General features: G+C 63.8%; 11 protein-coding genes. 8 read left to right on the top strand and 3 right to left on the bottom strand.

The genetic code is table 11. The annotated features are described in order from the left end of the window. Window positions 1-26: 26 nt before the first annotated feature. Entirely contained in the window at window positions 27-527 is a 501-nt protein-coding gene (locus ABH922_RS23085; RefSeq protein WP_424809145.1) for a TIGR04338 family metallohydrolase, read from the bottom strand. Between the two features lie 3 nt (window positions 528-530). Then, a complete protein-coding gene (locus ABH922_RS23080; protein ID WP_424809144.1) occupies window positions 531-1379 on the bottom strand; it encodes a DUF2786 domain-containing protein in 849 nt (282 codons plus the stop codon). 114 nt (window positions 1380-1493) lie between these two features. On the opposite strand from ABH922_RS23080, the gene ABH922_RS23075 reads away from it, so the two are divergent. From ABH922_RS23075 to ABH922_RS23045, 7 genes are all read left to right on the top strand, one after another. Further along, window positions 1494-2567 (top strand): ABC transporter ATP-binding protein, encoded by a 1074-nt coding sequence (locus ABH922_RS23075; protein ID WP_424809143.1) that lies wholly within the window; start codon window positions 1494-1496, stop codon window positions 2565-2567. A gap of 159 nt (window positions 2568-2726) precedes the next feature. Next, window positions 2727-4019 carry an ABC transporter substrate-binding protein gene (locus ABH922_RS23070; RefSeq protein WP_424809142.1) on the top strand — a complete coding sequence of 431 codons (1293 nt, stop codon included), beginning with the start codon at window positions 2727-2729 and terminating at the stop codon, window positions 4017-4019. Between the two features lie 21 nt (window positions 4020-4040). Further along, entirely contained in the window at window positions 4041-5192 is a 1152-nt protein-coding gene (locus ABH922_RS23065) for a carbohydrate ABC transporter permease (RefSeq protein WP_424809141.1), read from the top strand. Beyond that, window positions 5189-6025, top strand: a complete 837-nt coding sequence (locus ABH922_RS23060) for a carbohydrate ABC transporter permease (RefSeq protein ID WP_424809140.1) — start codon at window positions 5189-5191, stop codon at window positions 6023-6025. Before ABH922_RS23065 ends, ABH922_RS23060 begins: the two co-directional genes overlap by 4 nt. Before the next feature lie 25 nt (window positions 6026-6050). After that, the gene (locus ABH922_RS23055) at window positions 6051-6260 is read left to right on the top strand and encodes a hypothetical protein (protein WP_424809139.1); all 210 of its coding nucleotides are present in this window, start codon (window positions 6051-6053) and stop codon (window positions 6258-6260) included. A gap of 111 nt (window positions 6261-6371) precedes the next feature. Next, complete coding sequence (locus ABH922_RS23050; RefSeq protein ID WP_424809138.1) at window positions 6372-8531, top strand: transglycosylase domain-containing protein; 2160 nt, start codon at window positions 6372-6374, stop codon at window positions 8529-8531. A 217-nt stretch (window positions 8532-8748) separates the two neighbouring features. Continuing rightward, window positions 8749-10140: an amidase gene (locus ABH922_RS23045; RefSeq protein ID WP_424809137.1), complete on the top strand. Its 1392-nt coding sequence runs from the start codon at window positions 8749-8751 to the stop codon at window positions 10138-10140. Between the two features lie 226 nt (window positions 10141-10366). Here ABH922_RS23045 and ABH922_RS23040 read toward each other — a convergent pair whose 3' ends face one another. Then, on the bottom strand, window positions 10367-11554 hold the full coding sequence (locus ABH922_RS23040; RefSeq protein ID WP_424809136.1) for a CaiB/BaiF CoA transferase family protein: 1188 nt from the start codon (window positions 11552-11554) through the stop codon (window positions 10367-10369). A gap of 280 nt (window positions 11555-11834) precedes the next feature. On the opposite strand from ABH922_RS23040, the gene ABH922_RS23035 reads away from it, so the two are divergent. Further along, complete coding sequence (locus tag ABH922_RS23035) at window positions 11835-12950, top strand: XdhC family protein (protein WP_424809135.1); 1116 nt, start codon at window positions 11835-11837, stop codon at window positions 12948-12950. Window positions 12951-12954 lie beyond the last annotated feature (4 nt).

The following is a 12954-nucleotide window of genomic DNA, read 5'->3' as shown; positions in this document are numbered from 1 at the left end:
GCGAGTTCACGGACAGCTGATACCGCTCAGCCCGTACGAACGCCACCGGAGAGGAACACGGCCCGCAAGGCGAACGCTGCTTCGGGCCCGATGATCTCTCCGACCAGGCTCAGGTAACGATCGACGAACTCGGGCCCGTGCGAGGCTTCGTCACCGGCGACCGGATCGCCGAGGTGATGCGCGAGTTCGTGAAGCACGACGAGTTCGCGCAGTGCCCAGCGGCCATTCCGATCGTCCGGGACGGCGATGACGTCGTTCGAATAGTGCGCGGCGGCATTGCCTGCTCGCGACCGCACGGATACCGGAATGCTTGCACGCGGCCAGGTTTCACGAATCCAGTTCAAGGTGAGGGCGCGATCGCAATATGTCTGAACCGACTCCACAGATCCGAATTTGCGTTCGACCGGCAAGGTGACGGTGGACCCCAAGATTTCGAGGCTCCGTAATCCGCGCTCGTCGGCCCGATCGAACATGGTGCGCACCAGGGTTTCCGCCTCGTAGACGGCGCTGCGCTGCGTATCCCTCACAGTTCATCCACCCCCGTCGCTCCGCTCGCCCCGTCCGAGTTGCCCGCGCGCCCCACCGAGCTCGGGTAGATTTCCCAGCCGCGCCGAACGCGCCGCCCGATCACCGGCCCGGCGAGCATGTGACGAGTGTCCGGCGCTCGCCCGGCCGCCTCCGCGCCAGGTCCCCCGAGCCCGGGAATTGGACGAGTAGTAGTCATTCAGTTCGATTTCCTTGTCGCGCAATACCAGTGCGGTCTCTGACGCCGAGGAAACAGGTTCGGTAAGTGCGGCCTGCACCGTTTCCTGTTTCGTCTCCGCCAATCGGGCGCCGATACGAGAGGCGTACGCCATCTGGAAGTTCAGTCGTGCCGTCACCCCGGCCACCGGCTTGCGAACCTGTGACGTCACCCGGCGTCGGCCCCGCGTTTCGACGACAGTACGCACGGACGTCTCGTTGCGGTAGGCGCCCGAGCGGATGTAGGCGTCGGAATCACGCACCATTTGCAGCAGCAGACTCGAGTACAGCGCCTCGCACACGTCGATGTCGCCGGCGAAGCCGTACGCGTAGATCACCGCCGATGTCTGTGTGATGTCGCACTGTACGTCGTTGGCAGCGGCGATCGCGATGAACAACTGGGCGTACGTGCGCAGCCCACGCTTGCCCGGCTCGCCGATGTCGATCAGACGTTGGGTGGGTCTCGCGCGTTTCTCCGACGACGCCGTGTGGGCCCGCGCGAGCGCCAGGTCGATGGCGGCGGCGGTGGCCAATCGCTGCGCGGCCGCCATGAAGGCCTCGCCCTCGTGTGGATTGTCGGTGGACTCCGCTTGACGAAGCAGCGCACCGATGCGGGTCAGCATCTTCTCCGAACTCACCGTGAGAGACTACGCTCAGCCGCCGACAGCGGCGTTTATGCTGCTAGGCGCACCCGCTCGCCCTCAACTTGGATCGTCCGGCACGTTCCTGCCGGTAGAAGGGATCAACCTGTCATGGCTTCAGTGACTTTCGAGAGCACCACCTGCCTGTTCCCCGGATCGAACACCCCGGCCGTGAACAATCTGGACCTGCACATCGAGGACGGCGAGTTCCTCGTCCTCGTCGGCCCGTCGGGCTGTGGAAAGTCCACTACTCTCCGGATGCTCGCCGGCCTCGAAGACGTCCACAGCGGGCGCATCCTCATCGGTGACCGCGACGTGACCGGGCAGGAACCCAAAGAACGCGACATCGCGATGGTGTTCCAGAACTATGCCCTGTATCCGCACATGTCGGTGGCCGAGAACATGGGATTCGCGCTGAAACTTGCCGGAACCGGCAAAGCGGAAATCCGGGCGCGCGTCGAAGAGGTCGCGACGATGCTCGACCTCGAGCCGTACCTGGACCGTAAACCGAAAGCGCTCTCCGGCGGCCAGCGTCAGCGAGTGGCCATGGGCCGAGCCATCGTCCGTCAGCCGCAGGTCTTCCTCATGGACGAGCCGCTCTCCAACCTCGACGCGAAATTGCGAGTTCAAACTCGCACTCAGATCGCCCAGCTGCAGCGCCGCCTGGCCACGACCATGGTCTACGTGACCCACGACCAGGTCGAAGCCATGACGATGGGTGACCGCGTTGCCGTCCTCGAGAAGGGGATCCTGCAGCAGTGCGCGTCACCGCGCGAGCTCTACAACAAGCCCAAGAACGTCTTCGTGGCCGGCTTCATGGGCTCACCTGCGATGAATCTGTTCACCCTCCCCGTCGTCGACGGCGGCGTCGCGTTCGGCGACAGTGTCGTATCCGTCCCGCGTGACACTTTGGCCGCTACCGGTGAACCCGAAGTCGTACTCGGGATCCGACCCGAACACCTCGAAGTCGCCCCGACGGGGTTGTCGATGGAGATCGACGTCGTCGAAGAACTCGGATCCGATGCCTACGTGTACGGCCGGACCACGATCGGCGGCAGGCTGCAGCAGATCGTCTCGCGCGGCGACTGGCGTAACCCGCCGGAGAAGGGCGACCGCGTCAACCTGCGGGTTGATCCGGAAAAGGTACATATTTTCGCGACCAGCGACGGCCGCCGTCTCGGTTAGGCACGACACGGGAACGATTCAGGTTGGGCGTAATACCCACAAGTAAGGGTGTCTCGTGCCACAGTAGGGACCGATGCCGGGAGCCGGCACATACGGCACATGTCGTGATCCGACTCCTGGTGACGGTCTATTTGTCTGAAACATATGGGGAGCAAATCCATGGGTCTGAACTCGAAGGCGATGCGCCGGGCTGCCATTGCAGCATCGGCAGTGTCGATGTTGGTACTGGCGGGCTGTTCATCCGATTCCGACAACGGAAGCAGCGACACGAGCACGACTGCCGCATCGGGAGGGTCGACCTCGAGCGAAGGTCGCGGTCCCATCACGATCGTCGAGGGCCAGGACGCCCTCAACACGGCTCTCGAGAACATCATCTCCGACTGGAATGCCGACCATCCGGACGAGAAGGTCACGTTCAAGCCGCTCGCGAAGGAAGCGAACGCGCAGGTCGACGACATCACTCAGCGCATGCAGGCCAAGAGCGACGAGTACGACCTCATCGGCGTCGACGTCGTCAACACCGCCCAGTTCGCCGCCAACGGATGGCTCAAGCCGCTCGAGGGTGATCTCGCGATCGACGAGTCGGGACTGCTACCGTCCACCGTTGCCTCGGGTACCTACAACGGCAAGCTGTACGCAGCGCCCAAGAACACCAACGCCGCCTTCCTCTACTACCGCACCGACCTGGTGGACAAGGCTCCCACCACCTGGGCCGAGCTCAAGGCCGACTGCCCCAAGGCCGTCGAAGCCGGCATCGACTGCTACGTAGGCCAGTTCAAGAACTACGAAGGCCTGACCGTGAACACCACCGAGATCACCAACGCCTTCGGTGGCCCGTTCGTCGGACCCGACGGAACCACGCCGGCCATCGACGACAAGACGCAGGCCGGCGTGCAGTCGATCGTCGACAATTTCGCCGACAACACCATCCCGCAGGCCGCACTGACCTACTCCGAGGGCGAATCGCAGAGCGCGTTCGGCGACGGCAAGGCACTGTTCCTGCGCAGCTGGTCCGGTTTCTCCGTCGACGGTGAGCAGACCTCCGTCGCCGGCAAGTACGGTTTCGCGGTCCTGCCGGGTGTCGACGGCCCGGGCGCGTCGACCGTCGGTGGTTACAACGTCGGCATCAGCGCGTACTCGAAGTCCCCGGCAACGGCCCGTGACTTCCTCGCCTTCATGCAGAACCAGAAGTCGCAGACCTACTTCACCGAGGTCGGTGGCGCACCGGTTCTTTCCGCTGTCTACGACGATCCGGCAGTCCTGGCCCAGTTCCCGTACTTCGCGACGCTGAAGGAAGCACTCGCCTCCGCGCAGCCGCGACCGGTCACGCCGTACTACACCCAGGTGTCCAAGTCGATCTCCGACAACACCTACGCTGCAATTCGTGGTGAGAAGACCGTCGAGCAGGCGCTGGCGGACACCAAGGCCGGCATTCAGACTGCCGGTAACTGATCTACCAGGAGCACTAGGTAAATGGCAGAACCGCAGGATCCTTCCGCGGGTGTGCCTGACAACCCCGCGGTCGGGGCCGGTCCAACCGGCCCCGACCGCGGGGGCGTTGGCGGCAGACACCGTGCACCGGACTCAGCCGAGGCGACCCCGACGTTCGACGTTCGAGAACAGGCGACCGAGGTCATACCTGTTGTGAAACTCGAATCGAAGGAACCTGCGCCTGGCCGTTCGAAACGCCGGCGAATCCCGGTATGGGCTTTCATTGCTCCGTCATTGATCGTGCTCACGATCATCATCGTGTACCCGCTCGGGCGCGCGATCTGGATGTCGATGCACGGCGACGCGAAGAAGCTCGATCCCGAGACGGGGATGTTCGTCAGCGGCCAGTTCTCCTGGTTCGAGAATTACACCAACTGGATCACGCAGTCCTGCAACACCGCTGCCGGTTCGATCCCGTGCCCGCCCGGAACTCTCGGTTCGCAGTTCTGGCAGTCGATCGCCAACACGTTCGGCTTCACCGTTGTCACAGTTCTCATCGAAACCGTGATCGGTCTGTCCATGGCATTGATCATGGCCAAGACCTTCCGCGGTCGCGGCCTCCTGCGCGCGTCGGTCCTGATTCCGTGGGCCATTCCCACCGCGGTCACGGCGAAGCTGTGGTTCTTCATCTTCGCCAACGACGGAATCGCCAACAAGATCCTCGGCACCAACATCCTGTGGACTGCTGATCCGTGGCCCGCTCGATTCGCGATCGTCGTCGCCGACGTCTGGAAGACGGCGCCCTTCATGGCATTGCTCATCCTCGCCGGCTTGCAGATGATTCCCGCCGACGTCTACGAGGCCGCGAAGGTCGACGGTGCCACCGCGTGGCAACGCTTCCGGATGATCACCTTGCCACTGGTCAAGCCCGCCCTCATGGTTGCCGTTCTCTTCCGCGTCATGGACGCGCTGCGCATGTACGACCTGCCTGCGATCATGATGGGCTCGAACCCCGCTACCTCCACCATCTCGGTCCTGGTGGTCGATCAGATGCGCGTCGGCGGCAATTCCGCGTCGGCACTCTCGACCATCACCTTCCTCATCATCTTCGCCGTTGCGTTCATCCTGGTCCGATTCCTCGGTGCCAACGCTGTCAGCACCCAGGAAAAGCAGCGGAAGGGGGAGTCGGTATGACCAAGAAGACGCGCGGCAGGATCGGCACCTACATCGGCGTCGTCCTGATCATCGTGTGGGGTCTGGCGCCGTGCTACTGGATGATCGTGACGGCTCTGCGCGACCCGTCCGAGACGTTCTCGACGTCACTGTGGCCGAACAATTTCACCTTGTCCAACTTCACCGACGCCCTGGACCCGGATGCGAAGGTCAACTTCACCCGAGCCCTGCTCAACAGCCTGATCATCGCCGGCGCCACCACGTTGATCGCATTGGTCATCGGCGTGTTCACGGCGTACGCGCTCTCCCGGTTCGATTTCCGGGGCAAGTACTTCGTCACCGGCATCATTCTGGGTGCGTCGATGTTCCCCGTCGTCGCACTGGTCACGCCGTTGTTCCAGCTCTTCACCGACATCGGTTGGATCGGTAGCTACAAGGCCCTGATCATCCCGAACATCTCGTTCGTGCTGCCACTGACGGTCTACACCCTGACATCGTTCTTCTCGGAGCTGCCGTGGGAGCTCGAGGAAGCCGCCCGCATCGACGGTGCCAGTCGCGGACAGGCATTCCGCCTGATCATGCTGCCGCTCGCCGCGCCGGCGCTCTTCACGACGGCGATCCTCGCATTCATCGCGACCGTCAACGAGTACCTGCTCTCGCTCCAACTCTCGAACGACAAAACCGCGCCGGTCACCGTCGCGATGGCGAAATTCTCGGGAACCGACCCGTACGTCACGCCGTACACCTCGATCATGGCCGGCGGCACCCTCGTGATGGTCCCGCTGGTGATCATGGTTCTCATCTTCCAGCGCCGCATCATCGCCGGACTGACCGCAGGCGGCGTGAAGTCGTGATCAGGGCTTCACACTCGAGGTACCGATGAGGCGGGCTTCGCGCGCCCAGCGGATGGAGTTGATCGCCGGCTTCATCTCGGTATTTGCTCTGATGGCCCTGATCGGTGCCGTGGTCGCGATCGTGAAAGGCGATCCCGGAATCATGCCGTCGCTGGTGCTGCTCGGGTGTGTCGTCGCTCTCGGACTCGCGTTCCGCGGCTATCGGAACGCCGTTCGAGCGGAGCGCCCCCGGTAGATGTCCCGGTAATGTGACGATTCGGGTACACACCGTGTCGAGGACGTTTCAACGAGTGATCGCCGGGCACAGTGGTCCCGACAGGTCCGGATCCCGATCGGGAGTGTGTAAGTGAGTGCATCGAAGACGCCGAGCGCGCGAGATGGCGGTCGACCGTCTTCGCATCGGTCTCCCAAACCCGCCAAGAAGAAGCGGTCCCGGTGGCGGTTCGTCAGGCGGACCATCTACGTACTCGTCTTCCTGCTGGTGATCGTGCCCGCTGCTATCTTCGCGGTCGCTTACAGCCGCACCGATGTTCCGCGCCCCTCCGACATGGAGACCAATCAGGTTTCCACCATCTACATGGCCGACGGCACCACCGTCCTCGGCAAGGTGGTGCCTCCCGAAGGCAATCGGACCGAGGTCGCTCTGTCGGCAATTCCGCTGCACGTTCGAGATTCGGTGCTCTCCGCCGAGGACCGCAACTTCTACACCAATCCTGGGTTCTCGGTCTCCGGTTTCGCGCGAGCCGCCCGCGACAACATCATGGGCAAGGAAAGCGCCGGTGGTGGATCGACAATCACCCAGCAGTACGTCAAGAACGTCCTGGTCGGTGACGCCCGGAGCCTCACCCGCAAGCTGCGCGAGCTGGTCATCTCCGCGAAAATGGCGCGCGAATGGTCCAAGGACGACATCCTCGCCGCGTATCTGAACACCATTTACTTCGGGCGAGGGGCGTACGGCATCGCCGCCGCATCCAATGCCTACTTCGACAAGCCGGTCGGAGACCTGAACGTCGCAGAGGGTGCGGTTCTCGCCGCTGTCATCCAGAGCCCGTCCTACCTCGATCCCGAGACCAATCTCGATGCTTTGCAGGCGCGCTGGAACTACGTACTCAACGGAATGGTCGATCTGGGCACCCTTGCCAAGGCCGACCGCGATGCCATGGAGTTCCCCGCCGTCGCCCCGGCCAACCGCCCCACCGATTTGAACCAGGCTCCCGGCCCTGAAGGGCTCATCAAAACCCAAGTGCTCAAGGAACTGTCCGAAGCCGGAATCAGTGACCAGACCTTGAATACCGCCGGATTGCAGATCACGACGACCATCGATCCGGTCGCGCAGGCAGCGGCACTGAGCGCCGTCACCCGAAACCTCGACGGTGAACCGGACGACCTTCGCACCGCCGTCGTGTCGATCGATCCCAAGACCGGAGGGGTCGACGCGTACTACGGCGGTACCGACGGGGCCGGCTTCGACTACGCTCAGGCACCGCTGCAAACCGGTTCGTCGTTCAAGGTGTTCGGCCTCGTCGCTGCACTGATGGAAGACATTCCACTGTCTGCCCGTTTCGACAGCTCACCGTTGACCATCAACGGGATCACCATCAGCAACGTCGGCGGTGACTCCTGCGGCAGGTGCACCATCGCCGAGGCGTTGAAGCGCTCCCTGAACACCAGCTTCTACCGGTTGATGCTGTCCATGGAGAACGGGCCACAGAAGATCGCGGACGCCGCCCATCTGGCTGGGATCGCCGAACACATTCCCGGTCTGGACTACCCCACCCTCACCCAGGAAGGTGGGCCGCCCGAAAACGGAATCGTGCTCGGTCAGTATCAGTCGCGGGTCTTCGACATGGCTTCGGCATATGCGACCCTCGCGAACTCCGGGGTCTACCAGCAGCCCCATTTCATCCAGAAAGTCGTCACGGCCGACGGCCAGGTGTTGCTGGACCGTCCGGCTTCACCCGGAGAACGTCGCATCCCGGCGGCGGTCGCCGACAACGTCAGCCAGGCGATGCTTCCCATCGCTGCATACTCGAACGGTCACGCCCTGGCCGGGGGTCGCCCGTCGGCGGCGAAGACCGGTACCGCGCAACTCGGTGACTCCGGACAGAACAAGGACGCTTGGATGGTGGGTTACACACCGTCACTGTCCACCGCGGTGTGGATCGGAACTTCCGACGCGCAGGCCATCACCAACTCGTACGGCGGTCTGATCTACGGATCGGGTGTGCCCGCAGACATCTGGAAGGGCACCATGGACGGAGCCCTCGCGGGCTCCGAGTGGGAAAGCTTCCCGTGGCCGGATCCCATCGGGGGTCAAGCCGGAGTTCCTGCGAACTCCGGTGTCACTGCGCCTGGGGACGGGAACGGAAACGGTGCGACGGCGCCGGCGGCACCCCCGAACACTATCCAGGTACCCGGCCTGCCCCCGATTCAACTACCACCACCGCCGCCTCTGCCGCGTCAGATCGAAATCCTCCCGGGAATCGTCATCCCGCTTCCCGGCTGACGATCGAACCGGAGTCCCTCAGGTCACCGGAACAGTTCGGGTCGTTCATGAGGCAAAGGTCGGTGTAGGTACCGCACCGGGCCGAACTCTCCCGTGCTGTCGATGGTGTGGCAAAACCTCACATCGACCGGGTCGTCGGTATGTGCATTGTGGTCGTTTCTCGGCTCGCCCGCTGTCTTTACGCTCGGCAGAGTGGTCAGTCGACGAGAGGCGTGCGATGAGTCGTGAGAGCTGGGTAGGTAGCGATGCTCGAACCATCGCCGAGGCCGTGCAGTCGGGTCGCGCAGCGGCGCGGACCGTCGTCGAAGACCATCTCGCACGGGTCGACGAATGCAATGGCACACTCAACGCGCTGGTCACCGTGTGCGCCGAGGAGGCGCTGGCGGCCGCGGACAGTGTCGACGAGCGTCGCCTTCTCGGCGAGACACCCGGGCCCCTTGCCGGGGTTCCGTTCACGGTCAAGGACCTGATCGCTACTGCCGGCGTGCGTACCACCGCCGGTTCTCGCGCTCTCGCGGACAACGTCCCGGCAGTCGACGCCTCGGCCGTTGCGGCGTTCAAGGCTGCCGGCGCAATTCTGATCGGCAAGACCAACACCCCGGAATTCGGCGCGTGCGGCCTGACTCGAAACGAACTGTTCGGAACCACGGCCAGTCCGGTGCGACCGGACGGCGTCGTCCGGTCGCCCGGCGGGTCGAGTGGCGGCGAGTCCGCGTCGGTTGCTGCCGGAATGAGCGTGCTCGGACTCGGTACGGATTTCGGTGGCTCGGTGCGTTGGCCCGCCCACTGCACCGGCCTCACTTCGGTTCGCCCGACGCTCGGCCGTATCGACCCTGAAGGGCAATACCCCGGCGTGCTTTCGGATGGACGAGTACTCGCCAATCCTGCGACGATGCACGGCACGATTCAGACCATCGGCCCACTGGCCCGCAACCTCGGTGATGCGACGCTTGCGCTGCGCGTCCTGTCGGCACCGCATCTCGCGTGGACCGAGCCGGACTCGGTCCACGTCGAACACCTCGACATCAGCTGGGCACCCGGCGAAGGGACCATGCCCGTCGACGACGAAATCCTGAAGGCGGTTCGCACGGCGGCGATCGGTCTGGGTGCGAGCGAGTACGACGGCGATGCTCTGCCACGGGCAAACGCGCTTTTCGGTGCGTTGCGAACGGTCGAGACTCACGCGGACATTCATTCGCTCGCTGCGGGTGCAGCGCTTTCGCATGACCCGGACATCACTGCCATGCTGGCAGCAGTGCATGATCGGAGTTCCACCGAGGTGGAGGCGTTGTGGGGGGATCGCGCGGTGTTGATCGCGAACTTCCTCGACGAGATCGGGGACGTTCTGATTCTGCCGGTCGCGTCGGTACTTGCTCCGCCGATCGGGGTGGAGAGCTTCGAGGCGGGCGGTCGAGAACTCACGTGGATGGATGCGCTCGCAAGTTGTCGGGCGATCAGCGTGCTCGGGGTTCCGTCGGTCGTGGTTCCGGTAGGACTCTCCCGCAACGGTTTACCGATCGGAGTGCAGGTGGTGGCCCGGCCGTTCCACGAGCATCTGGCGCTGTCCGTGGCGGCGCGAATCACATCGAACGCGCGCGTTCCCGGCTGACGTCCACTTGTCGGGTTCGGTATGTGAAACGCGCCGTGTACAGGAAGGGGAGTGGGCACCATCGGTCAGATCGCCGACCCTTCCGATGGTGCCCCGTCGCGTCGTGCGTTTCGGATGCTATCGAACAGCTGATCGCGAGAGGCGAGTGCGTGGTCGATCGCCCGTCCGGTGCGCCGGAGACCGCCGTGGCCGTGCTGCGCTCGGCTCGGCGACGGCAAGTCGTCTATCAGATAACCGAATTCGCGCGAAGGTCTTCGATCTCCTCCGGGCGTAGGCCGAAGTCGGCGAGTACCCCGTCGGCGTCGCCGCCGAGTGTCATGGGTGGTGCATTTTTGACGGGAAGGGTCCTTCCGTCAACCCAGAACGGTCCGCGGACAACGGGAATCGACGTTCCGTCGGCGCTGTGTGTCTGCTCGACCATCTGCAATGCCTCGACCTGCGGGTCGGAGAACACCTGATCGATCGAATGGATGGGGCCGCAAGGGATTCCGGCGCCGCGGATCTCGGTGATCCACTGTGCCGCGTCCTTCGTGGTCAGTAGATCTTCGAGTTCTTTGGTCAGTTGATCTCGGTGCGCCAAACGTTCTTTACCCGTGGCATATTCGGCACGGAAGGCGAGGTCGGGATCGCCGAGCACCGAGCACAGCGCGATCCAATGTTTGTCCGAGCCGGTGGCGATGTTGATCGGGAAGTCGGCAGTGGCGAAAGCGCCGTACGGCGTGATCGTCGGGTGCGTATTGCCGTTCGGCGTCGACACCCGACCGGTGCTCAGATAGTCCTGGGCCTGGAAGGTCATGATCGAGATCGCGGATTCCAGCAGTGAAGTCTGAACGCGGTGCCCACGACCGTCGCGCCCGCGCGAAGCCAGCGCCGCTGTGATTCCCAGCGCCGCATAGATGCCCGAGACGGTGTCTATGATGGGAATTCCGACCCGCATCGGGGTCTGTTCTCCAGCACCGGTCACCGACATCAGCCCGGACATACCCTGGGCGACCTGGTCGAGTCCGGGCGCGAACTGATCCGGACCTACCGGGCCGAAACCACTGATACTCATCACGACGAGCCCTGGATTCTCCTGCTCGAGCGAATCGGGATCGAGCCCCATGTCGGCCAGCACTCCCGGACGGAAATTCTCGACCAGGACATCCGCGTCGAGGGCCAGGCTGCGAAGCAGTTTCCGTCCGCGGTCACTGCGCATGTCGATGGCGATCGACCTCTTGCCGCGGTTCACGGAAGCGAAGTAGAGGCTTCGATCGCCGTCGAACGGCGGCCACTGCCGCGAACTGTCGCCGGAGCCACGGGTTTCGACCTTGACCACGTCGGCACCGAAGTCGGAGAGTAGCGACGTGCACAGAGGACCCGCGAGAGCGCGAGTGAGGTCGAGAACTTTGATACCGCTGAGTAATTGGTCCATCGAAGAAACCTCGGTTCTGTGATGTGCAACGTCACCCACTCGATCCGCCGGCGTCGAGCAGTTGAGTTTCGGCTGCCGTGATCGGCGGAGAGGAGGAGGAAGGTCAGGCCTGCTTTCGGCTGGGCTCGGTGACAAGACTGGTCGAGAGCGCACGGTGAAGCGACGGCGACATTGCACAACTGCGGGGCTCGGATTTAGGCGCATTGTGTGACAGGCAGGATTGTGGTGGGCCGATACCGTGGACCCACTACGGACGACGATGCAAGCGGGAGGCGAGGCGATGCGCGACATTTCCACTCAGCTAGCGCAGTGGCATGCCCGTGGCGAGGACTTTGCACTGGCGACGGTTGTGCGCACCTGGCGATCGTCACCGCGTATGCCCGGTGCGTCGATGGCCGTCTCGCGCGCCGGTGAGGTGGTCGGCAGCGTCTCGGGCGGGTGTATCGAGAGTGCGCTGTACGAGATCGCCCAGGAGGTTCTCGCCGACGGCACCAGCCGTGTCGAGGTCTTCAGTGTCTCCGACGACGACGCCATCGGAGTGGGTCTGACGTGCGGCGGAACCATCGAAGTGTTTGTCCAGGCCGTCGGAGCGAGTTTCGTCGAGTTCGGTCAGGTCTGTGAACGGATCGAGATGGATGAGCCCGTCGTCGTCGTCACCGAGGTGCGTGCGGGCGCACCGGCACGGCACCTCGTCGTCGAGCACGGCCGCCGCAGCGGGGATCTGGATGCCACCGAGGAGGAGATCTCGATCCTGCGACGCACGATGGCGACGGGTGAGTCCGTAGCTTTTGTCGCGCCGGCAGGAACCCTCATCGATTCGCGGCACGACCTTCTGGTCGAGGTCTTCGCGCCACTACCGCGGATGTACGTGTTCGGAGCCATCGATTTTGCGGCCTCGATGTGTACGTTGGGCGCCTTCGCTGGTTACCGTGTGACCGTTGTGGATGCCCGGCCGGTCTTCGCGACACGCGCACGCTTTCCCGACGCACACGATCTAGTCGTGATGTGGCCACACAAGTTTCTCGAAACCGCCCCGATCGACAACCGAACCGTCCTGGCCGTGCTCACGCACGACGAGAAGTTCGACATCCCGTTGCTCGAGATCGCGTTGCGTTCGGATGCGGCGTACGTGGGCGCGATGGGAAGTCGTGCAACGCACGAGCGTCGGGTGACGCTGTTGAAGGAACGTGGCGTCACCGATGCCGAGTTGGGGCGTTTGCACTCGCCGATCGGATTGGATCTCGGTGCCAGGACGCCGGAAGAAACTGCCGTGTCTATTCTCGCCGAGATGACCAAGACGCTGCGCAATGCCTCCGGTTTGGAACTGCGGGACATGCAGGGGCCGATCCACCCGCCACCGCAGGAGAGTCCCAACGCCCTGCATCGAACGGCCTGAGTCG

Origin of the sequence: Rhodococcus sp. 27YEA15 (assembly GCF_049739425.1) — a bacterium.
Taxonomy (GTDB): domain Bacteria; phylum Actinomycetota; class Actinomycetes; order Mycobacteriales; family Mycobacteriaceae; genus Rhodococcus_F.
The sequence above is the reverse complement of the archived record's forward strand: the minus strand, read 5'-3'. Positions and strand labels throughout refer to the sequence as shown.

What these genes read in the sequence shown, in the direction of transcription:
- ABH922_RS23040 (WP_424809136.1), bottom strand. Translation starts at nt 11,554, where the DNA reads ATGGACCAATTACTCAGCGGTATCAAAGTTCTCGACCTCACTCGCGCT.
- ABH922_RS23060 (WP_424809140.1), top strand. Translation starts at nt 5,189, where the DNA reads ATGACCAAGAAGACGCGCGGCAGGATCGGCACCTACATCGGCGTCGTC.
- ABH922_RS23070 (WP_424809142.1), top strand. Translation starts at nt 2,727, where the DNA reads ATGGGTCTGAACTCGAAGGCGATGCGCCGGGCTGCCATTGCAGCATCG.
- ABH922_RS23065 (WP_424809141.1), top strand. Translation starts at nt 4,041, where the DNA reads ATGGCAGAACCGCAGGATCCTTCCGCGGGTGTGCCTGACAACCCCGCG.
- ABH922_RS23045 (WP_424809137.1), top strand. Translation starts at nt 8,749, where the DNA reads ATGAGTCGTGAGAGCTGGGTAGGTAGCGATGCTCGAACCATCGCCGAG.
- ABH922_RS23035 (WP_424809135.1), top strand. Translation starts at nt 11,835, where the DNA reads ATGCGCGACATTTCCACTCAGCTAGCGCAGTGGCATGCCCGTGGCGAG.
- ABH922_RS23055 (WP_424809139.1), top strand. Translation starts at nt 6,051, where the DNA reads ATGAGGCGGGCTTCGCGCGCCCAGCGGATGGAGTTGATCGCCGGCTTC.
- ABH922_RS23075 (WP_424809143.1), top strand. Translation starts at nt 1,494, where the DNA reads ATGGCTTCAGTGACTTTCGAGAGCACCACCTGCCTGTTCCCCGGATCG.